Below are 24,720 nucleotides of genomic sequence, written 5' to 3' on the forward strand. Positions count from 1 at the left end.
AGTTGCCTTAATATGTTCAAAACTTATTTTTTGTTTTTCCTCGAATAACGAATCAATCTGTATCTTACTTTTTCAGCAAGCCCTAACTACCAAATAGTCTCAACAATTTTCGCATCAATCAGATTTTTATCTGCTGTAACCAATGGACAATTCTCTAAAATAGATGTGGCGATAATCAACCTGTCTGCTGGGTCGTTATTAATTTCATGATTCAAATTAACAGATAGCTCTGCGATTTCAGGAGAAATGCTCTTCACTATGTAATTTCGAGCAATCAAAATAGTATTGATTAAATTTGCTGGTGTCTCATCTACCTGAATTCGAGCTTTTTTGAGCAACATAGATATTTCCCAAATGGATATATCACTGATAATTAAGTTGCTTTTTTGATCCGCTTCCTCGATTGTCTTTTTTGCTTTTGCGCTAAGCTTTTTGGGTTCGAGAGCGTCCCAAATCATAACACATGTATCGATTACAACCACTATTTCATCACATCCCATTCATTATCGATGGGAGAAATTACGTCACCGATCGCAGCTGTTTTAGCTAATTCCTCCAATTTTGCTCTAGCTTGCTTGGATCTATTAATTGGTGGAACAATCGTTGCTAAAACTTCACCGTGAGAAGTAATGTTTAGCTCTGTACCTTCTTTTGCTTTCTTTAAGTAACTCAACAAGTTTGCTCTGAACTCACTGATATTTATGCTTTCCACAATATCAACCTTGATTTTGTACAAATATATTGTACAATAATTGCGAGTAAGAAAAGGGTAATCTTCTCAAAGTTCCCCAGACTTGGGGGATTTATATCATGTCCGGTAAAACACTTGTGATAAGGTTCGCGCTTTAGCGCTAAGATTTGCCTGTGGCGCTAAAGCGCAACTACGAACCAACGCAGGTAATTAAGCGGACATGATATTAGGGGGTGATATTTTTGTTAACACTTACAACCAACAGATTTTGTAGAGACGTTGCAGAGGCTAACGCCGACGCCGCAGGCTCTGGAACGTCTCTACAGCGCGTCATAAATCTCAACTTGCTGGTGGAAGTTCCACGGTTTTATTATCTTCGCGCATTTTCCGTGGTGCTTTCTTCCCAAAACCGTAGCGCACCGTATTGATAATCCACTTCTGGAAATTATCAATATAAGTAAATAATACTGGTACCACCACCAAAGTTAATAAAGTAGAAGTAGTAAAACCACCAATAATTGCAATCCCCATTGGTTGACGAACCTCCGCACCAGCACCCATACCCACCGCAACCGGAATTGTTCCAGCAATGGTTGATAGGGAAGTCATCAAAATCGGACGTAAGCGGGAAATTCCAGCTTCAATTAATGCTTGACGTTGGGATCTACCTCGTTCTAAACCAATCAGAGTATAGTCCACCAACAGAATTGAGTTTTTGGTCACAATTCCCAACAATAATACAATTCCGATTAAAGCATAAAGTCCCAAAGCTTTCTGAGAAACCAATAAAGCGATTAGAGTTCCTCCCAAACATAAGGGTAATGCAACCATGATGGTAATAGGATGGAGGAAATTGTTGTATAACAGCACCAAAATTGCATAAATCATCATTACTGCTAGTCCCAGCGCTCCCCCAAAGCGACCGAAGATTTCCTGCATAATTTCGGCGTTACCACTGGAACGTTGCATCACTTCGTCAGGTAAGTTTTGCAAAGCGGGTAGTTTATTAACAGCTTGCAGTGCTTCACCCAAGGAAATACCATTTAAGTTCGCTTCCAAAGAAACTTGACGCATGCGGTCAAAGCGATTGATAGTTGCAGGACCGCTACCAAAGCGAACCTCTGCGACAGATAACAAGGGAACTAACCCACCGTTTTGGGTCGGAACTTGGAGATTTTTAATCGTATTTATATCTTCTCTAGCTTGAGGATCGATTTGAACTCGGATGGGAATTTGTCGGTCGGGAAGATTATATTTAGCCAAATTTGCTTCATTGTCACCGATGGTTGCTAAGGAAGCAGTACGAGCAATAGACTGGACGGTAACTCCCAAATCAGCAGCCCGTAAGGGGTCGGGAATCACCAAAATTTCTGGTTTAACCAAACTAGCAGAGGAGGAAACTTCCACTAAACCGGGTATGGTGCGCATTTGGCTTTCCAGATTTTGAGCTACTTGGTTCAAAGCTACGGGGTTTTCACTTTGCAACACCAAGGTTACATCCTTGCGTCCTCCCACCGAACCGGTACTGGTAAAGCTAATCCTAGCTCCGGGAATTTGTTCGAATAAGGGACGAATTTGTTGCTCGAATTCCGCTTGGGAAATATCTCGTTCTGCTCTGGGTACTAAGTTGACAGTTAAAGTTGCAGAGTTTATCTCTTCTGTTGCTAAAACATTTTCGACGATTGGGCTTTGTCGGAGAAAATCTGTGGCTTGTTTAACCGTTTTACTAGTATCTTGAAGGGTTGAACCGGGAGGTAATTCAATATTTACAGTTGAAAGTCCAATATCCCCACTATCAACTAAACCTGTGGGAATATAAGGAACTAACATTAAACTAGCAATAAAGAAACCTAAAGCTAAACCGAGGGTAGTAATTCGATGACGTAACGCCCATCTGAGTAAGGAACCATAGGGTTGGAACTTATTACCAAATAATCCATTTTTAGAGGTATTATTTCTGCGTATCTGATTTCTAGATGTTGGATTTTTAAATAATATATTCCTAAGTAATTTATTTCTAAATAATATCTTTTTAAATAAGACCTTTCCAAATAAAATCTTTTTAAATAAAGGTAATTTAATTTTCCGACTATTTTTCCAGCCTTGTTTAGCAGTAGTAGAATTTGAGTTCAATAATAAACTGGAACTTGATAATGAGCTAGAACTTGATTCTGGTGGTTTTTGCTGTAACAAATATGCCCCCATCATCGGCGTCATTAATCGAGCCACTGTGGTAGAAAATACTGTTGCAGCAGTAATAGTCACCGCAAAAGGTTGGAAAAATTGACCCGGAATACCACCCATGAAAGCAACCGGTAAAAACACCGCAACAATAGTCGCAGAAGTTGCAATTACAGCCAAACCCATTTCCGCAGAGGAATCAAAAGCAGCTTGACGCGGCGTTTTACCCATAGCCATGTGGCGTTCCATATTTTCAATTTCCACCACAGCATCATCTACCAGGTTACCCACCGCTAACCCCAAACCAAGTAAGGTCATATTGTTAAGGGTGTAACCCAAAGCATATTGCACCCAAAAAGTAGGAATAACTGATAAAGGTAAAGTAACAGCAGTAATTAAAGTTGCCCGCCAGTTACGTAAAAATAATAAAATTACCAGTACCGCCATTACCGAAGCTACGATTAACTCCTGCATGGTACTTTGGTAAGAATTACGGACAAAAGTCGCCCTAGTAAAAATTAATTTTATTTTGATATCTTCTGGTAAAGTTTTTTCTAGTTTACTAACCGCAGCTTTCACACCCTCTTCCACCGTAACCATAACGCTACCGGTACTGCGTAAAACCTGGAAAGCAACTACAGGTTGGTTATCTAATTTCGCACTTTGACGGACTTCAGCAAAACTATCTTCTACTGTTCCCAAACTAGATAGTGCTACAGAACCACCATTTGGCAAAATAATTTCATAATCCCTTAAAACATCAACACTGGGAGCAGTTCCAAGGGTTCTAATACTCTGCTCCCGACCGCCAACATTAGCCCGTCCCCCTGGTAAATTGATATTTAGGGCGCGCAACTGGTCGTTTACCTGGGTAGCAGTAATCCCCAAAGACTGTAAGCGATCGGGTTCCAAATTTACCCGAATTTCGCGATCAACTCCCCCCACCCGGTTAATTTGAGCAACACCTTTAACAGCTAATAAAGAGCGACTAATAGTTTGGTCAACTAAATTACTTAACTCCTGCACTGAACGTTGCTCGGAACTAACCGTATAGGTCATAATAGCCCCACCAGCAAATTCCAATCGTTGAACGATGGGGTCGTTAATATCTTGCGGTAAATCCTGACGAATTTGAGCAACTGCATTGCGAACATCATTAGTAGCGCGATCGCTATCAGTTCCTAAATCAAAATTAATTGTGGTAGTAGAAATACCATCATTAACAACAGAACGTAAATCATCAATATTACCCAAACCAGCAACAGCATCTTCAATTTTCTTCGTCACCTGGGATTCTAATTCCGCAGGTCCAGCACCGGGTTGGGTCACCGTAACCTGTACAGCGGGAAGATCAATATTAGGATTAGTATCGATTCCCAAAGAATTAAAAGAGAACCAACCAACCACAGTTAACAACAGGAATAAAACTATAGTCGGAATCGGTTTTTTAATAGACCAGGCTGAAACATTGAAAGACATTTTTTTGGTAATGGGTAATTGGTAATTGGTAATTGGTAATTGGTAATGGGTAATTGGTAATCGGTAATTGGTAATCGGTAATGAGTAATTTCTAATTTCTGACTTCTAACTTCTGACTCCTTACTTATGTCCTACGGACACGCTATAGCTGCGCTACCTACAGATCCGCTAATGACTTTTGACTTATGTCCTACGGACACGCTCCGCTAATGAATTTTGACTTGTAACTTCCACCACCCTCACCTTGTCTCCATCTTTGAGATAACCAGCACCGGAAACAACTACGCGATCGCCTGCTTGCAAACCACTCTTAATTTCCACATTCCCATCGTCCATACTCTCTCCCACCTCTATTTTCTGAGCGCGGACTTTTTCTCCTTCGGAAAGGGTAAAGACAATCGCATTACCATCGGGCTGATATGACAAAGCTTTCTTCGGTACTGCTAAACCTAAAGTGGAATTTGTATTAATTTCCGCCCGAGCAAACATTCCTGGTTTGAGTTCGTTGGTTGCAGGTAAATCAATTTTGACTATTGCTGCTCGTTTATTATTCACCAAAGGTTCTATGCTGCTGACCTTTCCTTGTAACTTCACCCCCTTATTTGCACCGGAAATTATCTTTGCTAGATTACCAACTTTAACCTGTGCTAACTGAGTATCCGGAACTTCAGCTTGTAATTCCAAAGCACCATCACTAATAATCGAAAATAACTTTTGGGTGCCGCCAACAGTAGTTGATACCTGGGTTTGAGGTGGAATACCAGTAACATCACCTACCCGCGCTAACATTTCTGCAACGATTCCTGAAACTGGAGCGCGAACGATGGTTTGTCCCAATTGAGTTCTTAGTTGTTGTACTCTAGCCTCGCTACTACGAACATTTGCTTGAGCACTTTTTATCTTCGCCTGAGCGCTTAAAATTCCCGCCCGAGAACTACTAATACTAGCCTGTGCACTAATCACATTAGCCCTTGCGGTTTGAACATTTGCTTCAGCTAAACGTACCGCTTCCCGCGCTGTCGCCAAATCCGTAGTACTGCTATCTAATTCTCGAGTACTAATTGCACCTTCTCCGGCTAATTTCTGATTTCGTTGAAAATTCCGCTCCACATCAGCCAGTCTTGCTTTGGCTTGTGCAACATCAGCCAATCTTTGCTTGACGATCGCCTGATTTGCAGCCACATTCGCTTTTGCTGATTCTAACGCTGCTTGTTGTGATGCTAAATCCGCGTTTCTGGAAGCCACTTCCGCTTGTTGTGACTCCACATCGGCTTTTGCTTGGCGAATTTGCTCTTGTAACAGGGAATCATCTAACACCGCCATAGCTTGACCCTGTTTCACAAAGTCCCCTTGTTTTACCCGAACTTCCTTTACCTGCAAATTATTTGCTTGGGGTAAAACTGGAATTAAATTGCGCGCAGCAATACTTCCTCTAGCATTCAGAGTGCGAATAATTCTGCTGGATTTAACAGGCGTAGTAGTAACAGTCATTGTAGGAGCAAGATTTGCTGCTTGTGCTGTTTGACTGGTATCTTCAATCTGCTGACTAGCAACATTACTTCTATTCGATACCCTCATACCCCCCAAACCAAACAGCAATCCCAAAACACTACCCAACAGAAATGGCATTAACCAAGGACGCTGTTTTGTTTCAATCACTGTTCCATCAATGACTGTCTTATCCATTGCTTCCTCTTTTTTTACTTCAGGAAAATATTCCTCGCCCATAATTACAGCCTCCACCCTGCTTTGCGATTGCTTTCTAATATCCCCGGAGGGAATATTGCTACATAAACTTCTTTAAGAAAGATTGCGAAGTATTGCTATATTTTAATATTACTCATTTTGTCACAATTTGGTGGGGAGATTGTGTATTTTCCACTATGACTTTAGTCATAAGTTTATGAAAATTCTTCGTTTCAATTTAAAAAAAGCCAATACATAAAGTTAGTGAGTGAAGGGAAAATCGAAGAATAATTTTTCGATTGACGAATGTGTTTGCAAACACTCATCAGTTAAAAAGTATACAAAAGTGTTGTACCGAAAGAGTATTTTGGGCATGCTAAGAATGACAGATAAATAATAAAGATGACATCAAGATTGGTAGCAAAAATGATTCACATCATTGCCGCGACTATAAAAACAAAATATATCTTTTTTAAATCAGTAAAACCACTTAATAAAAAATATGTTTAATGCCACTGAAATTTTAATAGATGCTTTTGTAGATCGAATTCGGGAGGGTTATCACCGCACATACGGTTGCCTAAAAACTGACTACCAAGACATTATTGCTTGGGCTGGTAGTATGGCTTTAGAGAATATTGCCAATAGTGATGCTTTGTATCATAACGTCGAACATACAGTGCTCGTAACTTTAGTTGGACAAGAAATATTGCGAGGAAAACATATTCGCGAAGGCGGAATTTCTAGCGAAGATTGGTTGCATTTTATTATTTCCCTGGTATGTCATGATATCGGTTATGTGAAAGGAGTCTGTCAAACCGATCAAGAAGACAAAGGATTATATGCAACAGGTGAAGGCGATAAGATGGTTCAACTGCGCGTAGGTGCTTCCGATGCGAGTTTGACTCCTTACCATGTAGATAGAGCAAAATTATTTATTGATGAAAGATTTGGCGGTCATAAATTAATAGATGTAGAGGTAGTAAAAAGTAATATTGAATTAACTCGTTTTCCCGTACCCACAGAGGAAGATCATCAAGAAACTAACAACCATCCCGGTTTGGTGCGTGCTGCAGATTTAATTGGACAATTAAGCGATCCCCGTTACTTAAAAAAAATTACATTGTTATTTTATGAATTTGAAGAAACGGGAATGAACCAAGTGTTAGGTTATGAGACACCTGCAGATTTACGTAAAAACTACGCAAAATTTTACTGGAATGGTGTTTATCCTTATATTCAGGATGCTTTGCGTTATCTATCTCTTACCCAGCAAGGAAAGCAAATAGTAGCAAATCTTTACTCAAACGTATTTGTCGTAGAACACGAAAGATCCAGTGAGGATAAATTACACTTAGTCGAAAGATTACACGCTTGAGCAGTTAACAGTTAATGCGCTACCGCGCACGCCCTTACAGGCTACAGTTAACAGTTATCAGTTTTCTAATACCAAATCGCCAATCGCCAATCCCTAGTGTAAATTTGTAGGTAGTAAATTTGTAAAAAGTAGATACCTATGAATTGGTGGCAAAGATTAAAGAATAATCCTTTGGCGAAATTCGGCGCAATTGTACTGCTAGTATTCTATTTTGCAGTCATTGCAGCCGATTTTGTTGCTCCCTATGATTCCTTAGCACAGCAACCCAATGGCTCTCTATTACCACCAACTCGGATTTACTGGGTTTCTCAATCATCAGATAATCAAACATCTGGTAAATTTATCGGACCACATATCTACCCAACAACCCAAGGAGAAACGGATTTAGAAACAGGTAAACGGGAAATTATTCGTGACTTTAGCAAACCTTCACCTCTAAGATTATTTGTTCAAGGCAGAAAATATAATCTGTTTGAAATGAAACTACCCTTACCTCCAGAATGGGAAGAAACAACCATATTTCCGGGTATACCCTTAAGTTTGCATTTATATGATGCTGTTGGGGAAGCGAAATTCAATATATTAGGAACTGACGACCAAGGAAGAGACCAATTTAGTCGTTTATTATACGGCGGTCGGATCAGTTTATTTATTGGGATAATAGGTGTAATGCTTACCTTCCCCTTGGGTATGATTATCGGTGGAATTTCGGGTTACTTCGGCGGTTGGGTAGATACCATAATTATGCGATTGGCTGAAGTTATTATGACCTTCCCCAGTATTTACCTGTTGGTGACTCTAGGTGCGGTATTACCACCAGGACTATCAAGTACTCAACGTTTTTTACTAATTATAGTTATTACTTCTTTAATTAGTTGGGCAGGTTTAGCGCGGGTAATTCGCGGACAAGTGTTATCAATTAAAGAACGAGAATTTGTTCAAGCCGCAAAAGTAATGGGTGGCAATCCTTTGTATATTATTTTGCGCCATGTTTTACCACAAACCGCCACTTATATTATTATCTCTGCAACCCTTGCTGTTCCTAGCTTCATTAGTGCAGAAGCGGTACTAAGCTTGATTGGTCTTGGAATTCAACAGCCAGATGCTTCTTGGGGGAATATGCTGTCTTTAGCAACAAATGCTTCTATTTTGGTATTGCAACCTTGGTTGATATGGCCTCCAGCTTTACTAATTATTTTGACAGTTTTATCATTTAACGTGTTAGGTGATGGCTTGAGGGATGCTTTAGATCCTCGGAGTTTGCAGAGATAAGCGATTGGGAAGGTGAGGAGTGTGGGAAGTGTGGGAAGTGTGGGAGGTGTGATATCGTGTCCGGTAAAACACTTGCGATAAGGTTCGTAGTAGCGCTTTAGCGCCAATATCTTTACTATGGCGCTAAAGCGCTACTACAAACAAACATATTTTTTCATAAGTAATTAAGCGGACATGATATGAGAAGAAAGTTTGGGAGATGTGGGAAGATAGTTATCACTTTGCACAACCCCTTGAGGTTATTGCAATTAGAAATATGAAAGAAAAAGGAATAGGGAAAAAGTATTTTACAACTCATGAGGATTTAGCTATTTACCAAATGGCATTTAAGAGCGCAATGCAAATTTTTGAACATTCTAAAAAGTTTCCAGTTGAAGAAAAATATTCATTAACCGATCAAATTCGTCGCTCTTCTCGCTCAGTTTGTGCTAACTTTGCTGAGGCTTGGAGAAAACGGAGATATAAAGCAGCTTTTGTTGCGAAACTCAGTGATTGTGTTAGCGTAGCGTCTCCGCAGGAGATATCTGAAGCTGCAGAAACTCAAGTTTGGTTAAAGTTTGCTGTGAAATGTCGGTATCTCACAGTCGAAAAAGGAAGAAAACTCTACGGAATTTACAATCAAATCCTTAGTGGTTTAGTAAAGATGATTAATCGCCCAGATGACTGGTTACTCGAATAACTCCCCACACTCCCCACACTTCCCACACTTCCCACACTCCCTACACCTCCCACACTCTCAATCCCCAGTCTCCTGAACCAACGCCCTACGAGCCAACTTTGCATAAGTTTTGACAGTCTCATAAGGCATTTCTAAATCGGTTGCAATATCTTGTAAAGATTCCCCAAATTCCCGTCTCGCAAGAATAGTTGCTCTTTTCTGACATACGGAAATCGCCCGCTCTCCTCCCGTCCGCTTTTGCTTTGACATCAAAATATCAGTAATTTGAGAAATTCTCGAAGCTAATATAATCTCTAGTGATAGTGTTTCACTATCTTTTTCTTCTTCTTTTAACCAATCTAAACGGGTTTGCCCCAGACCAAAAGTAGTTTTATGACCAGTACCACAATAGGGAGCAAGTTGACCGAGGGCATAAAATAAATTTACATATTCAGGATTTGAAAATGCATCCTTGGTTAAACCAAATTCCACTTCACCCGTAAATCCAGTAACAGAACCTCTTTTTCCTGCTGCTACTTTGGTTGTAGATATTTGATGATGATGAATGATTACGTTTTTATCTATCCATTCCAAGAAATTTTCCTGTTTGACAGGTAACCCAGAAAAATCATTCCAGCGTCGTAAATAACTTTGAAAAACATTGAAAGGTAGTGGTAAGGGAAAATGATGTCCTTTGCGACGAAAACTGGTAGGACTAATAAAACTCAAAGATAGGTGATTTTTAGTTTCTTTTTTTAATAATTGAGCATAGGTAGTTGCTTGATGAGCGATCGCAACTGATTTAATTTTTAAAGGTGCATTACGAAGATCAATAATTGGTGGTAGATTTTGTAACCAAGTTGCCATCCATTCAACCACTCGCGATGATAATGCAGATAAATACCAACGATAGTTGTAATCTGCTAAAAGTTGTAATTGTTTGCCATTATTTAATATCTCTCCTTCCAAACGAGAAATAGTAAAAGGCTTTTCTGATTCTCCATCATGCAAATATGCTGATAAATTGGGATTTGTTTGTCGTACTCGATCTAAAAACCAGGCATGGAGTCCTTTAGCATATTCTGGGAATACAGTAGAGTTACCGACCGGTGTGACATCAAAAACAATACCAACCAATTCGGTCTCAGATGGCAAAGTCAGGGCTTTTTTGGATGAGGATTTTTTACGAGTGCGTGGAGACATGAGACATGCTGGGGATTGGGGACTGGAAATTGGATCTCAGAAATTAGGGATTGCAGTTTTTTAATTATTTGAACCATACATCCGCAAATCAAAATCTTTGTCCTAGAGTTAGCAATGCTACGTTTTTGCAATAGAGTCTATTTTCTTGAAAATAGCTGCGATGCAAGCAATGAATATATCGATTAGGACATTATATTGTGGTTAGAAGGGAACAAAAAATATTTTATTAATTGTAGCGATTGTTGTACTTATCCGGTAATTATTTTTCCAATGCCAAACAACCAGTTGCTAAACCCCAATTAACAACCGAAACCAACATAAAAGTTATCAGCAAGCTAGATATTCTTTTCTGGTTGCTGCAACTATCGCCCAACTCCTAAATCAGCATAAATTATAATCTCCACAGCCAAGATTATCAAAAGAACGAGTTCCACAACACACAAAATATTAATTGCTAAAGGCGGCTGCGGGACTAGAAACCAGAAAGCGCACAATGCTACTATACCGGATAAGACAAAAGTAATCTCATCAATAATTAATTGTTCTATTTTCCGTCGAAGACGACGTTTATCGCTTCTATGAGCGATTTCCCAACCAAAAATAGATTTTATATCTGTATTACCAGTTAATTCTTTAATTTTATCTACAAGAGTGTAGCGAATATATCTGCCGATTGCTGAGATTTTTTCATCGTTGACCAGATAAGTCCAACCAAGGATAAGACAAACCCAAGGAATCACTAGGAGTGCATAATAGTTTGTTTTACCGGATAACGCGAAGGAGAGAATCGCACCAAATACACCTAAAGTTACATACAGCATATTGTCGCGAAACCCGATTCGCTGTGCTTGCTCTTCTTTTAGTTTTTCGTATTCGTGAAGATATACTTCGAGGATTTGTTGTTGGTCACTCATTTTTAAGTATACAAAGTTAGTTTTTGGATTAACTTTTTAGCGGCACATACTAACATACTATTTATGAGTTAGCGTATATCCGCACGTTCGCTTTGCGACAATCAAAGCTACAACACCTAAAAATAGTTTAATTCCTAAAAATAAAAAAACTGTAATTTTAAATTACTAATAGTCCAAATTCCTTTGAGAACCAAGAATTATCAATTAATCTACTGCTGTAGATTAAGTCTCCTGTTGAATTACTATTGTTACCACTTTAGAAGAGCAGTTACAAGTAATTGAACAACAACAAGGTGGTAAAGAAGCAGTAGCAAGATTAAGGGAATTACTTTTTGAGAGTTGATGCTTAAAAGCAGGAAATGAGTAATTTTACTAAGCCAAATCAGCAGGATTCACCAAACTACATTTAAAAAATTTAGATTCATTTTATTTACACTTAAAATGTACTTTTCTCTCTGCTAAAAACAAAAACTTTACGCTAAATTTGTTATGAGCATTTTTCTTACTTTAAACTGCTAATGGTGAATTCTAACCCTACTCCTCCCAAATTTTTTGTTTACGACAATCGTACTTGGGTCGGTCGCAGTAGCTTGATAAAAGACTTAAGTAGTCAAGTTCGCGATTCATGTCACTTGCTGATACTTGTTGGTATTACGGGTATTGGTAAAACAGCTTTAGGGGAAAGAGTAACAATTGAGTTAGAAGATTGGCTTAATAGTGATTGGGATCGTTATCTTCAGGAAAATTTTGACAACGAAGAACAATCTTCTGATTTTGCCAGTGTAGCAGCAAGATTGTTAGAAAAATGTGGCGAACCAATTACACCAGAAGACCGTAAAGATACTCAAAGATTGCTTCATCGCTTAGTTAGACACTTGCAAGAAAATCGTTATTTGATACAGATTGATTCTTTAGAAAAAATATTGCAAGGGAATGAAGAGGAAGGTTGGAGTGATTTTATAGATGAATGGTGGGCGAAGTTTTTTAAAGCTTGGTTATCAAGTACTGAGAATAGTGAAAGTCGTTTTATTTTAACTTCACAGGACTTTCCTGCACAGATCGATCCAGAAAAACGATTTGAAAAATTTTGGTTTTGTCAGCTTCTGCGTGGATTGGAAAAACCAGAGCAGTTAGCTTTGTTTGGTAAAACTGGGTTAGATGTTAGCAATGAAGCCGAAGGTAGACCATTTTTAGAAAGAATTGGACGTGCTTATGAAGGTCATCCTTTAGCCTTAAAGGTGATAGCTGGGGAAATAGTTAATCGTCCTTTCAATAAAAATGTTTCAGCTTATTGGAAAAGATATGGGAAGGAAGTAGAAGAAGTTGAGAAAGCAATTGAAGAAGCAAAATCTGGAGGAATTACAGCATCAGCCGATGATAAGTTCAAATTGGCTCAATATACCCTCAATTTACGTCGGAATGTCAAATCTAGGCTAGAAAAAACATACAATCGTTTACACACAGATGTTCGTAATGCTTATTTACTTCTGTGTGAATCTTCGGTTTACCGTTGTGAAGTACCGGAAGAGTTTTGGCTTTCCCATTTGGAAGATTGGGATATAGATGAAGAAGGACAAGAGAAAGCTTTGGATACTTTGCGCGATCGCTATTTAGTTGAAGAATTAATTGATGAAAACAATCAAGTTATGCTCAGACAGCATAATTTGATTCGAGGTGTATCGCTCGAGCGTTTGAAAAAACTGGATGATGAGGAAGGTGAGGAAGGTGAGGAAGGTGAGGAAGATGAGATAAATAATTCATCTAGTTTTGAAGCGTCAAATACTGAACAAAAATTAGCAGACGAGCAAATTAATTATCAGATATTTTCTGATTTATCACCTGATGATATTTATCAACTCGAACAAGTTTTTCAAAATGTGTTTAGGCAAATTAATTCGATTGATGCAAGAAGAAGTATTCTGAAAATTTCTGGAATAAATGATGGTTTTATTGATAATTTAGATTTTAACTTGAGTATTAGTGAATTTATCAATATTTTAATTTCCAAATTTTTAAAATATAAAGTTTATAGTCAAAACAAAAATTATCATCCGATGGTAGTCTTCATTGACTATATTATTAAGCGACATCAGCAGTATAACTTGGATGATGCCCAAATCAATTTTTTAAATAGAATAGTTGTAGTAGGTAAAGAAAAAATTAAAGCTTTATTCGCTTAGATTATTTCAAATAATCGCTAAAAAAGTCGAGTAAAAGAAAATGGATGCAAAACAAATGAAACTAAATTTGCTTGGCGGAAAAAACCCAGCACCAGTGAATTTATAAATTGGTTAATACTTTTGGAGCGCGAAGAAGAAGCGAATGAAATTACTGCTCAAGTTTTAGCTGATATAGAGTTCAATAAACTTCCTTTTCTCCATACTTTAGTTAAGAATCAAAGTGACCTCAAAGCTTTGGAGCAATTGAAAATATAGATGACTAAAACTGAATCATTTTTATTACCATTATTTCAGGAGTTACAGAAGCAAGGTATTCCTTTAGGAATGTCTGAATATTTACTAGCCCTTAAATCGATTCGAGAAGGAATAGGAATCGAAGATATTGATAGATTAGAACGCTTTTTGAAGTTACTTTGGGCTAAGTCTCAAGAAGATAGAGAAATCTTTAATTTAAAATTTACTGAATTAGTTAAACCTCGTTTATACAAGCCAATTATAATTGCTTCAAAAATAAACGAGGATGAGCCGTCAACAGATAGTAGTAATAAATCTATTACAGCTTCTCCTAGTTCGAAAAATAATCAAGTTGAAAAATCAAATCAAATAAAAACTGAAACTAAAACTAAAACTCCAACTAAACAGCAACAATATAATATTCCTGCTCGTTCCTCGAGAGAGTTATCTTCTATCAGAAACTTATCAAAATCTACTTATAAAAAAAATCCATATAACCTGATTCCTCGTTTACCTATGAGCCAACGTGATATGACAGTAAGTTGGCGACATCTGCGAAGATTGCGACGAGAAGGTATTGCAGAAGATTTAGATGTACAAGAAACAATTAATGATATTTGTAAAACTGGTTTTTTTCGTCGTCCTGTATTGCAACCTCGTCGTCGCAATCAAGTTGAATTAGTTTTATTGATTGACCGTGAAGGCTCAATGTCTCCCTTTAATCCACTTATGAAAGCTTTACAAAAAAGTATAGAAAAAGGAGGACTATTAGGCAAAATCAGTACTTATTATTTTCACGATTGTCCAGAAGTTTATTTCTATAAAAAACCAAATCTTACTCAAACTTGTCCCATTGAAGATGTATTATCAGAACAGGTTAGGGATAACAGTGTGCTTATTGTCAGTGATGCAGGAGCAGCACGGAGGACTTATGATGGGCAAAGATTAAAAGAAACAAAGGCATTTATTAAGCAGTTAAGACAATATACTTATCTATATGCTTGGTTAAATCCAGTTCCTCAATCTCGATGGAAGACAACTACTGCTGAGAATATTGGCGAATTTGTACCAATGTATCCTTTGGATCGGCAGGGATTGAACGATATAGTTAAAATTTTAATAGGACATCCCTTTCCCCCTGGAGTGAGGTTAGATGACCAAGACTCTTGAAGCAGTTGTCAGAAGGCGATGGCTACCTCCAGAATATGCTGTAAGGGAGGTAGTAGCTTTCGAACGTCGTTTTGGGAAAAAACATTTAGCTCTTGCTTGTCATGCTGCGTTACCTTTAATTTTAACTCCAGAATTAGTTAATCTAATTCGTATCAATTTTCTCGATACTGAAGATATTTCTTGGATAGCTGAAAGTGACTTACTGCTGTCTCCTTTATGTCGCCCCATTCAAGAAGATATTTATGAAGTAGAACCCTGCGTGCGGGAAGTTTTATTAGTAGAATTGGAAGAAAAATTTCCTTGGCGAAGACCGTTTCAATTAGCAGAATTTTTACATTTTTATTTAGACAAACAGCCAGATTGGAAACTGCGCGCAGAATTAACTCGTACCCAAAAATGGATTGCTAAAGCTTATTTAGATCCTGATACTACCATTCAAGAAATCACACAGGAACTAGAGAAAAGTTTACCCGAAGAGAATCCTGTTTTGGGTTTATCTGGTCAATCTTATTTTCCTCATTTGGTGGAAATTTTAGCAGAGCCATTAGAGCGTACAAATTTATGGGATGAGCATCAATATTTGGTAAATACGACTCGTGCTTTGGCAAAACTTCTTGCTGGAGAAAGGGAAGGGTTAAGAGAAGAAGTTGAAGTAGAAGAAGTAGGAAAAGGGGAATTGATTTTAATTTCTCCTGGGATTGGTCAGTTGTTGCAAGATCCAGAAAATGAACCACAACCAACTACATCTCCTAACTTTTTTGCTTACGATGAGGCTTGGGTTGGTCGGGAAAGTTTGATTAATAACTTAATTAGTCGAATTCGCGGTTCATGTCGCTTACTGGTGCTTGTTGGTATTACGGGTATTGGTAAAACAGCTTTGGGGGAACGATTAGCTGTTGAATCGAAAGATTGGTTTGAAGATTGGAATAATTATCTCCAAGAGAATTTTGATAATCAAGAACAATCTGCTGATTTTGGGAGTGTAGCAGCCAGATTGTTAGAAAAATGTGGCGAACCAATTACGTCAGAAGAACATAAAGATACTCAAAGATTACTTAATCGCTTAGTCAGACACTTACAAGAAAATCGTTATTTGATACAGATTGATTCTTTAGACACAATCTTGGAAGGAAATGAAGAAGAAGGTTGGAGTGATTTTATAGATGAGTGGTGGGTGAAGTTTTTTGAAGACTTTCTGAAAAGAGATTTTTGCAAAAGTTCTATCATTCTTACTTCACTGGATTTTCCTCAACAGATAGAAGAAAAAGGACATCGCTTTCAAAATTTCTTATATTTTCAACCAGTAAGCGGATTAGAAAAACCAGAGCAGTTAGCTTTGTTTGGTAATACTGGGCTAGATGTTAACAATGAAGCCGAAGGTAGACCATTTTTAGAAAGAATTGGACAAGCTTATGAAGGTCATCCTTTAGCTTTACGGGTAATTGCTGGTGAGATTGTTAATCATCCTTTTAATAAAAATGTTTTAGCTTATTGGAAGAAATATGGAAATGAAGTAGAAGAAGTTGAGAAAGCAATTGAAGAGGCAATATCTGGTAGATTTACAGTAGGGGCAGATGACCAGTATAACTTACATAAATATACCCGTGATTTACGTCGCAATGTCAAATCTAGGTTAGAAAATACATTTAATCGCCTAAAAACCCAGGTACCTGATGCTTATAAATTATTACTTGAAACTTCTGTCTATCGCGGTTCAGTACCAGAAGATTTTTGGCTTTCTCATTTGGAAGATTGGGATATAGATGAAGAAGCACAAGAGAAAGCATTGAATATTTTGCGCGATCGCTATTTAGTTGAAGAATTAATTGATGAAAATAATCAAGTTATGCTTAAACAGCATAATTTAATTCGAGGTGTATCGCTGGAGCATTTGAAACAACTGGATAAACTGGATGAAGAGGAAGAAGCAGATATCTCTAATCAAAATGATAGAGAAGAAGACTTGACAAATCTTGAAATTCCACCAGATAGACAATCAATTTTAACCAAGCTTGGGATTGAACCAGAATTTGTAAAATCTATCCAGCCACGTTGGAAACGCCAAGGATACAGAGCAGTTGTTAACTGGCTGACTAAATATAAACCTCAACCAGATGCTTCAAACTTAGAAAAAGTAACAGGTCTTCTTGAATCATTTTATCATCTCTGCGAATTAGAGGATTGGGAAACAGCAAGTAAAATTCTTGTTTCTCATCTTGAAACCCCAACTCAAGAAGAATTGTATAACCAACTCGGAACTTGGGGATATTATTATCAGCAAATTAATTTGTGTAAGAAATTAATACACAAGCTAAATTATAAGTTAGATATTGAGTTATTGACTACATTCGGAAATTCTTACTATGCTTTGGGAGATTATTCCATAGCAATTAATTATCTAGAACAAAGTTTAAAAACTGCACAGCAAATTGATGATTATCTTAGTAAAAGCAATGCTTTAGTTAGTTTAGGAAAAGTTTATGAAGCTCTCGGTGATTATTCTAGAGCCATTAAGTTAAATGAACAAAGTTTGTCTATTACTAAAGAAATTAATAATCGTAAAGGAGAAGCACAAGCACTTATTAATCTAGGAGTTGTCTATTATGATATAGCTAATTATGTCAAATCAATGAGTTATTCTGAGCAAGGTTTATCCATTGCCATAGAAATTAATGATAAGCAAAGTGAAGGAATAGCGTTAGGAAACCTTGGTAATGTTTCTCTGGCATTAGGACAATATCAAAAAGCAATTTATTATTATCAACAGTATTTAGCAATGGCTAGAGAAATAGGCGATCGCCTAAATGAAGGAAGGTGTCTAGGAACTTTAGGAAATGCTTATAAATCTTTGGGAGAGTATAAAAGAGCCATTGAGTACTATCAACAAAGTTTAATTATCGCAAAAGAAATAGGCGATCGTAGAGGAGAAGGAGAAGCTTTATATAATTTAGGCAATACTTTTATACAACTAAATCAATATTCAGAAGCTTTAAAATATTTGCAAGCATCTCTGACAATTTTCAGTATGATTGGCAGTCGTGCCAATGAAGCAAAAACTTTAAAAAGTTTAGCCCAACTTTATCAAAATACTGGTAATTTAAATTTGGCTCTTGAATACTGCGACCAAGGTTTAGCTATTGCTACAGAATTACAAATACCTTTGGCTGAGGAATGCCAAAAACTCAAAAACCAATTAATGGAGCAAGACTAATTGAATAATTATAAAATATTTTATGATTTAAAAACAAATGATATTATCCAGCTTGAAACTGCTTTTGTTAGCTTGCTTAATCAAATCGACACTGTTGCTGGAAGACGGAGTATTTTATTAGCTGCGGGTATTGATAATTACTTTATTTCCGAACTCAACCTTAACTTAAATATTAGAGAATTTACCAATATATTAGTTTCTAAATTTATAGATATTCCCATATCTAGTCAACGACCATGTTACCATCCATTAATAGTATTTTTAGATTATTTGCTTCAACAACCACAACGAAAATATAACCTAGATGATGAAGCCTTAGAAATATTGAACAAAGTATATGTCATCGGTCAACACAAAATCAAAAATTTACTTACTGAACTGAGAAATTACAGCCCGGAATCTAATTCAAAAACCAACGATAAACTAAGTAAGTATTTAGAGAAGATTAGTCACCAATTAAGTAGTGAAGGATGTCTGTCTCTACAAAAGAATCTGAGCTATGAAAATCAGCAGTTAAATCTTGTTGGTAAGATAACAAATTTTGAGCTTCCTTTTGGATTATTTAATATGAGAGGGGATGCTTTCTTTATTTTCTCTTACTTTGAATCCATTAATATCAAAATTTTAAGACGGTATTCTAGCTTGTGCCTACAATATGCCACAGAAAAATCTACATCATCTACTGTTGGGCAAATTATAAATGCGAGAGTGCCTTCTAATATTTGTTTTGCGATCGCTGTTATTGATGATTCAAAAGAAAATACTACAAACACAATACGGACAGAAAATCCCTTTGATATAGATACAGATACATTATGGTACAAAGTTCCTGTAGTTTACAGCTTAAATGAAGCAAGACTTTATTATTACGACCGCCCTTCATCATTTTGGGAAAACTTCAAAGGTGAGATTGTATGGAAAAAGTTGAGAGAGGTGATTGAAAAATTTTTGACACCATAACTTTGAAACCATAACTTTGAAACCATAATTCTAAAACCATAATTCTAAAACTGTATTCTATTAGGTAGTTCTTTTGTGAGGAAGTATTAAATGAGTAATTCTAAAATATTTTCCGATTTAGAACTAAATCATACCATTGAGCTAGAATCCGCTCTTCAAAATTTATTTATTAATATCGATGGTGTCGCTGGAAGACGAGGTATCCTGAGAAATGCTGGTATTGATAATCACTTTATTGCGAATTTCGACTTCAACTTAGGTATTAACGAATTTACCACGATCTTAGTTTCTAAATTTAAAGATTATTCAGTATCTAGGAAAAATCCAAGCCATCCATTGGTCAAACTTTTATCTTATATACTTAGACAACCACAAAAATATAATTTAGATGACGAAGATATAAAAATATTTACAGAAATTCTTTCAATTGGGCGCAAAAAAATTGAAGCTTTTCAAACTAATACTACTGAGACAAAAACTGACTTATCCATACCCGCGCAAGAAAAATTAGACCAAAAATTAACTGGTCAGCAGCACCAAAAATTAACAGACGCGTTAATTGCAGCATTTCCTTCTCGACAAAAACTTGCGATGTTCCTCAGCTTCGAACTTGATAAAGAACTGGATGCAATAGCAATGGGTGATAATTTAAGGGAAATAGTTTTTAAACTCATTGAAACAGCGAAGTCGGAGGAATGGCTTGATGAATTGATAAAAGGTGCCCGTAAATCAAATCCTGGAAACCAAGCTTTATTATTATTTGAGCAGGAGTATTACCGCGATACTCCTAATGACAATTTAAATATTTATAAAACTAATACTACTAAAACAAAACCTGACTTATTTATACCCCCTGAAGATGAATTAGAATATCAAGTTGAAGAACAACCTTGGTATGCTTCTAGTTTCCCAGAATTAGAAGAAACTGCTGAAGAAGAATGTAACTCAATTAAATCCGAAATTGATGTCGTTCTTATTACCGCAACAAATACAGAATTAAAAGCAGTCGCAAACTTACTCCAACCTTATCCTGAAAAGCAAAAGATTTTGCTGGTTTATTCTGGACCAGAAACCTACTATATCGGACAATTTGGCGCGTGGAAAACTGTTGTCACTAAATGTCGCATGGGTTCAATTGGTGAAGGTTCAGTTATTCTCGCAACTGAACAAGCTCAACGTCTGTGGAATCCCAGAGCTATTATCATGGTCGGCATAGCTTTTGGTAAAGACCCAATAAAACAAAGGATTGCAGATGTATTAGTAGCTTCCCAGATTATTTCCTACGAACAGCAGCGTGCTGGTGCAGAAAAAATCGAGTATCGCGGTACCATCCCTCCAAGCAATACAACGTTACTGAATCGTTTTGAGAACATTCAAAATTGGGATTTTACTTGTCCTAACGGTCGAAAATCTGAAATTAAGATTGGTCCTATTCTTTCAGGGGAAAAATTAGTGGACGATCCAGTTTTTAAAGCCAAGTTGTTCGAGCAGTTTCCCCAAGCGATTGGAGGAGAAATGGAAGGAGCTGGTTTATGTGCTGCTTCTGGACGCGTCGGTACAGCCTGGATTTTAGTAAAATCTATTTGTGACTGGGGAGATGGGAAGAAACATAAAAAGCATCAACCCTTAGCTGCTGCTGCTGCTGCTTCGCTAGTACATCAGGTTTTGTCACAAAAAACTGTTCTCAATGCAGTCAAAAAGCCGTTAAATAACTAATAATTAAGTAAGTTTTTATCTAAAATAAAATTTAAAACATCAAAATAACTAGCTCAAGATTATGAGTGACCAAGCTGACTCAGAAACAAAACTTTTAGCAGAACTTGGTATCGATCCAACCGAACTGAAATCTATCAAACCCCGTTGGAAACGCACTCAATATAGAGCAATAGTTAATTGGCTCACAAAATATGAAGGTCTTAGATTAGAAAATGCATCAAATTTAGAAAAAGCAAAGGGGCGTCTAGAAGCATTTCACCATCTTTACTAAAATTTTAGGATAACAATTAGTGGATGACCCAGCTTTATAGCTATTATTACCATCAATATTTATAAGCTAAGTGAAACAAAAAATGATAGATCCAGCTAATTCTAAAAATCCTGATATATCAGAAAAAAGTGAAGATGATTTTTCAATATTAATTCCAGGCTTAAAATTTTGGGATAATATTCAGCCTAGTTTCATATCCAATAAAGATAACTATTCAAGAATCAAAAGAGCAAATTATAGAGCAGTAAAAAACTGGTTAACAAAGTATAAGTTTAATCATCATAAATCTTCTAATTTGGAAAAGATCCAAGGCTATTTGGAAGCATTTCACCATTTATCTGCGGCAGAAGACTGGGATAATTTAAAAAAGCTGAGTTCTTTATCTTTAAGTCCTGCATTAGAAGAGAATTTAGATAATCAACTTGGAAATTGGAGTTATTTTCAAAAACAAATAGAATTGTATTCAGTTTTACTTGATAAAGTAGAACCATCATTTCAAATTATCTGTTTGCAAGGATTAGGGAATGCGTATCATGCATTGGGAGACCGTAAAAGTGCCATTCAATACAATCAAAGAAGTATTACTCTTTGCCAGAGTACAAAAAATTGTAAAAGCGAGGGTAGAACTTTAGGAAATTTAGGCAACATTTATAACTCTATGGGTGAATATCACAAGGCGGTTGAATACCACCAAAAAGCCATAGAAATCACAAGGGAAGTGGGAGATACAAAAGCAGAAGGTACATTTTTAGGAAATCTAGCAAATAGTTACTATGCACTGGGTGAATATTCCAAGGCGATTGAATTTTACACGGATAGTTTGGATATTCTTGAAAGTTATGAAGATTGGTTAGCTGTAGAACGTTTTTTAGGAAATCTAGGGTCTGTTTATATATCCTTAGGTGAGCTTTCCAATGCGATAGATTATTTAGAAGACAGTTTACACATAGCACAAGAAATTGGTGATCGATTTGGTGAGGGAATTGCTTTAGGCAAATTAGGATTGATTTATCATAATCAGGGAGAATACTCTCAAGCAATTGAATGTCACCAACAAAATTTGAATATTGCAAGAGAAATTTCAGACAGAGCTGGAGAAGGTGAAGCCTTAGGAAATTTGGGACTATTATACAAGTCTATTGGTGAATATAAAACAGCAGTAGAATATCACCAAAAAAGCTTAACAGTTGCTCAAACTATTGGAGATCGACAAGGTGAAGGGAGAGCATTAGGTAATGTCGGTGATGCCCTGTGTGCTATGGGTAATTATCAAAATGGAATAGAATATAGCCAACAAAGTCTCAAAATTTTTCAGCAAATTGGCTATCGGGAAGGAGAAGCATCTGCTTTTAATAGCTTAGGATATATATATTACATACAGGGAAAATATAATGAAGCTATTGAACTCCATTGCGAGAGCTTAGCTATTTTTGAACAACTTGGAAATCGCCTAGAGCAGGGTACAATTTTCGGAGACTTGGGAAATGTTTATTTATCACAACGCGATTATCCGAAAGCACTAAATTATCATCAGCAGAGTCTGAAAATTAGTAAAGAATTAGGCGATCAAGCGGGCGAAGGAATAGCCCTGATGAATTTAGGCTTAGTGTATGAAGGTCTTAACGATCGCAATCTAGCTCTTAAATATTATCGAGATAGTTTAGATATTGCCAAAAAAATTGGCGATATCAGTACAGAAGGTGCTGTTTTAAGTTGTATTGGAAATACGCTGGTTAACCTCAAGGATTATGAGGCTGCTTTAACACCCTTAAATGAAGCTCTTGAAATTTGCTCTCGAATTGGAGATTTAACTGTTGAAGCTGAAACTCTAGGTAGTTTAGCAAATCTTTATTACGGCTTGGGTAATTTTGAACATGCACTGGAATATTGTAATCATGCCCTAAAAATCTCTACAGAATTGGGTATCCCGTTAGTGCAATTTTGTCAAAAACTTAAAGAAAAGCTGTTGAACGAATATTCAGAAATGAATGATTCTGGAAATATGTAGTATTCCTAAATCTGTTATAAATTCTCCTCATTCTTTTCCAGTCCGGAGTAGTTTGTATTTAGATATTCGCAAAAAATACCCTAATTTCCTTGCTTCCTCATCATCTAACAAGCCAAACAAACATAAAAGTTATCAGCAAGCCAGATATTCTTTTGAGCTTGCTGCGTGCATTACATAAAAAATATCTGAATCTGAATAAATTATTAAAAGTGTAGATTTGTAAACCTGCGCTTTTGGTAAGTGCTTCTGGTTATTACTTCATAATAAATGTCCAGGAGAAGCCTATGCTTGATAATTTTCCATTTTTGAATGACCATAATCTACCATATCCCGACACGATTCACCCAATTGTGGTACATTTCGTCATCGCAATGGTACTATTTGCTGTTGCTTGTGATGTTATTGGCTATTTCACAGGTAACGAGCGTTTGCATGAGGTAAGTTGGTGGAATATATTTATCGCTACGATTTCCATCTTCATTGCCATTATTTTCGGTCAGTTTGAAGCAGGTTTGGCGCAGCCTTACGAACAGGCGCAATCAGTTTTGAGTTTACATACCCTAATTGGTTGGTCTTTATCAGGAATTCTGGCTGCAGTTACAGCTTGGCGCTATGTTCTCAGACGACGTAACCCGAAGAAAATTCCGTTTTCATTTCTCGGAATGGGTTTAGTGCTAACGGCTGTAGTATTTGTACAGGTGTATTTAGGAGATAAATTGGTGTGGGTTTACGGGCTTCACACCGTACCAGTAGTTGAAGCGATTAAGGAGGGGGTTTTACGATGAACTCCGAACTTATAGAGCAGGTGGGAGGACAATTAGGTGCAAACGGATTACCCTACTCGATTCCAATTCATCCTAATTTAGTCCATTTGACCCTAGGTTTATTCATTATCGGTATTACGTTTGATATTTTAGGAGTTCTCTATCCCCTGCAAAAGTGGGTATTTAAATATTTAGAAATTCCTGTCAGCCGCTCCAACTTTTTTGATGTTGGTTGGTACAACATGGTGGCTTCAAGCATTATCACCTTTTTTACTGTGGCAGCTGGTTTTTACGAAATCATGTTGGCGCAACCACCCACGGGTCTCAAAAGTGCTTGGGGGCTGCAAGCAATGGAAACAATGCTTTGGCATGGAGTGGGGGGCGTTATTTTATTTGCGCTGATTGTTGGTATGACTGTTTGGCGGGGCGTTCAGCGTTTTATTTTGCGTTGTAATGCTGAAAACCAAGTGCAGTGGAGTTATTTAGCTTTAGGTGCTGTAATTATGTTCGTCATGTATGTGCATGGAACTTTAGGAGCACAACTTGCTGCCGAATTTGGCGTCCACAATACAGCCGATCGCTTGTTACGGTTAGGCGACAATCTCAATGCAATGTTGAAGTGAACGAATATAGGGAACAGGGAACGGGGAGTAGAGAAAAGGATTAGAGGAGAAAGGGAGCAGGGAGGAAAGGAGTAGTAACAATTTATCAATCATTACCCAATCCCTAGTCGCCAATCTCCAG

19 protein-coding genes are annotated in these 24,720 nt (G+C 37.1%); 13 read left to right on the forward strand and 6 right to left on the reverse strand.

Annotated elements, in window-relative coordinates; translation table 11 throughout:
* Positions 1-86: 86 nt before the first annotated feature.
* The 4 genes from BC008_RS19200 to BC008_RS19215 all read right to left on the reverse strand — a co-directional run bounded on the left by BC008_RS19200 (position 87) and on the right by BC008_RS19215 (position 6,079).
* Entirely contained in the window at positions 87-500 is a 414-nt protein-coding gene (locus BC008_RS19200; protein WP_063800782.1) for a type II toxin-antitoxin system VapC family toxin, read from the reverse strand.
* Positions 482-712, reverse strand: a complete 231-nt coding sequence (locus BC008_RS19205) for a type II toxin-antitoxin system Phd/YefM family antitoxin (protein ID WP_058183758.1) — start codon at positions 710-712, stop codon at positions 482-484. The genes BC008_RS19200 and BC008_RS19205 overlap by 19 nt, the downstream gene beginning before the upstream one ends.
* Before the next feature lie 318 nt (positions 713-1,030).
* Positions 1,031-4,351 (reverse strand): efflux RND transporter permease subunit, encoded by a 3,321-nt coding sequence (locus BC008_RS51410; RefSeq protein ID WP_027846732.1) that lies wholly within the window; start codon positions 4,349-4,351, stop codon positions 1,031-1,033.
* Between the two features lie 183 nt (positions 4,352-4,534).
* Positions 4,535-6,079, reverse strand: coding sequence for an efflux RND transporter periplasmic adaptor subunit (locus tag BC008_RS19215; protein ID WP_058183759.1), 1,545 nt, complete (start codon positions 6,077-6,079; stop codon positions 4,535-4,537).
* Positions 6,080-6,539: 460 nt separating this feature from the next.
* Between BC008_RS19215 and BC008_RS19220 the strand changes: the two genes are divergently transcribed.
* From BC008_RS19220 to BC008_RS19230, 3 genes are all read left to right on the forward strand, one after another.
* Positions 6,540-7,415 carry an Npun_R2479 family HD domain-containing metalloprotein gene (locus tag BC008_RS19220; RefSeq protein ID WP_027846637.1) on the forward strand — a complete coding sequence of 292 codons (876 nt, stop codon included), beginning with the start codon at positions 6,540-6,542 and terminating at the stop codon, positions 7,413-7,415.
* A gap of 138 nt (positions 7,416-7,553) precedes the next feature.
* Complete coding sequence (locus tag BC008_RS19225) at positions 7,554-8,687, forward strand: ABC transporter permease (protein ID WP_027846636.1); 1,134 nt, start codon at positions 7,554-7,556, stop codon at positions 8,685-8,687.
* Between the two features lie 256 nt (positions 8,688-8,943).
* Positions 8,944-9,366 carry a four helix bundle protein gene (locus BC008_RS19230; protein ID WP_153009620.1) on the forward strand — a complete coding sequence of 141 codons (423 nt, stop codon included), beginning with the start codon at positions 8,944-8,946 and terminating at the stop codon, positions 9,364-9,366.
* Between the two features lie 57 nt (positions 9,367-9,423).
* Here BC008_RS19230 and cas6 read toward each other — a convergent pair whose 3' ends face one another.
* Both cas6 and BC008_RS19240 read right to left on the reverse strand, forming a co-directional pair.
* Positions 9,424-10,548: a CRISPR-associated endoribonuclease Cas6 gene (cas6, locus tag BC008_RS19235; RefSeq protein WP_027846846.1), complete on the reverse strand. Its 1,125-nt coding sequence runs from the start codon at positions 10,546-10,548 to the stop codon at positions 9,424-9,426.
* 362 nt (positions 10,549-10,910) lie between these two features.
* Positions 10,911-11,462 (reverse strand): hypothetical protein, encoded by a 552-nt coding sequence (locus tag BC008_RS19240; protein WP_027846847.1) that lies wholly within the window; start codon positions 11,460-11,462, stop codon positions 10,911-10,913.
* Positions 11,463-11,980: 518 nt separating this feature from the next.
* Here BC008_RS19240 and BC008_RS19245 point away from each other — a divergent pair.
* The 10 genes from BC008_RS19245 (at position 11,981) to BC008_RS19285 (ending at position 24,599) form a co-directional block, all read left to right on the forward strand.
* The gene (locus tag BC008_RS19245; RefSeq protein ID WP_153009617.1) at positions 11,981-13,642 is read left to right on the forward strand and encodes an NB-ARC domain-containing protein; all 1,662 of its coding nucleotides are present in this window, start codon (positions 11,981-11,983) and stop codon (positions 13,640-13,642) included.
* A 120-nt stretch (positions 13,643-13,762) separates the two neighbouring features.
* Complete coding sequence (locus tag BC008_RS52120; protein WP_268768230.1) at positions 13,763-13,897, forward strand: hypothetical protein; 135 nt, start codon at positions 13,763-13,765, stop codon at positions 13,895-13,897.
* Positions 13,898-15,046 carry a VWA domain-containing protein gene (locus tag BC008_RS19250; RefSeq protein WP_027846714.1) on the forward strand — a complete coding sequence of 383 codons (1,149 nt, stop codon included), beginning with the start codon at positions 13,898-13,900 and terminating at the stop codon, positions 15,044-15,046.
* Positions 15,030-18,257, forward strand: coding sequence for a tetratricopeptide repeat protein (locus BC008_RS50600; RefSeq protein WP_058183760.1), 3,228 nt, complete (start codon positions 15,030-15,032; stop codon positions 18,255-18,257). The genes BC008_RS19250 and BC008_RS50600 overlap by 17 nt, the downstream gene beginning before the upstream one ends.
* Complete coding sequence (locus BC008_RS19260; protein ID WP_058183761.1) at positions 18,258-19,217, forward strand: hypothetical protein; 960 nt, start codon at positions 18,258-18,260, stop codon at positions 19,215-19,217.
* A gap of 90 nt (positions 19,218-19,307) precedes the next feature.
* Positions 19,308-20,933, forward strand: coding sequence for an effector-associated domain EAD1-containing protein (locus BC008_RS19265; RefSeq protein WP_027844486.1), 1,626 nt, complete (start codon positions 19,308-19,310; stop codon positions 20,931-20,933).
* A 61-nt stretch (positions 20,934-20,994) separates the two neighbouring features.
* Positions 20,995-21,204, forward strand: a complete 210-nt coding sequence (locus BC008_RS19270; protein ID WP_027844487.1) for a hypothetical protein — start codon at positions 20,995-20,997, stop codon at positions 21,202-21,204.
* Positions 21,205-21,286: 82 nt separating this feature from the next.
* On the forward strand, positions 21,287-23,212 hold the full coding sequence (locus tag BC008_RS19275; protein ID WP_058183762.1) for a tetratricopeptide repeat protein: 1,926 nt from the start codon (positions 21,287-21,289) through the stop codon (positions 23,210-23,212).
* A 284-nt stretch (positions 23,213-23,496) separates the two neighbouring features.
* Positions 23,497-23,997, forward strand: a complete 501-nt coding sequence (locus BC008_RS19280) for a DUF2231 domain-containing protein (protein WP_027844488.1) — start codon at positions 23,497-23,499, stop codon at positions 23,995-23,997.
* Positions 23,994-24,599, forward strand: coding sequence for a DUF2231 domain-containing protein (locus tag BC008_RS19285; protein ID WP_027844489.1), 606 nt, complete (start codon positions 23,994-23,996; stop codon positions 24,597-24,599). The genes BC008_RS19280 and BC008_RS19285 overlap by 4 nt, the downstream gene beginning before the upstream one ends.
* Positions 24,600-24,720 lie beyond the last annotated feature (121 nt).

Source organism: Mastigocoleus testarum BC008, from assembly GCF_001456025.1.
Classification (GTDB): Bacteria; Cyanobacteriota; Cyanobacteriia; order Cyanobacteriales; family Nostocaceae; genus Mastigocoleus; species Mastigocoleus testarum.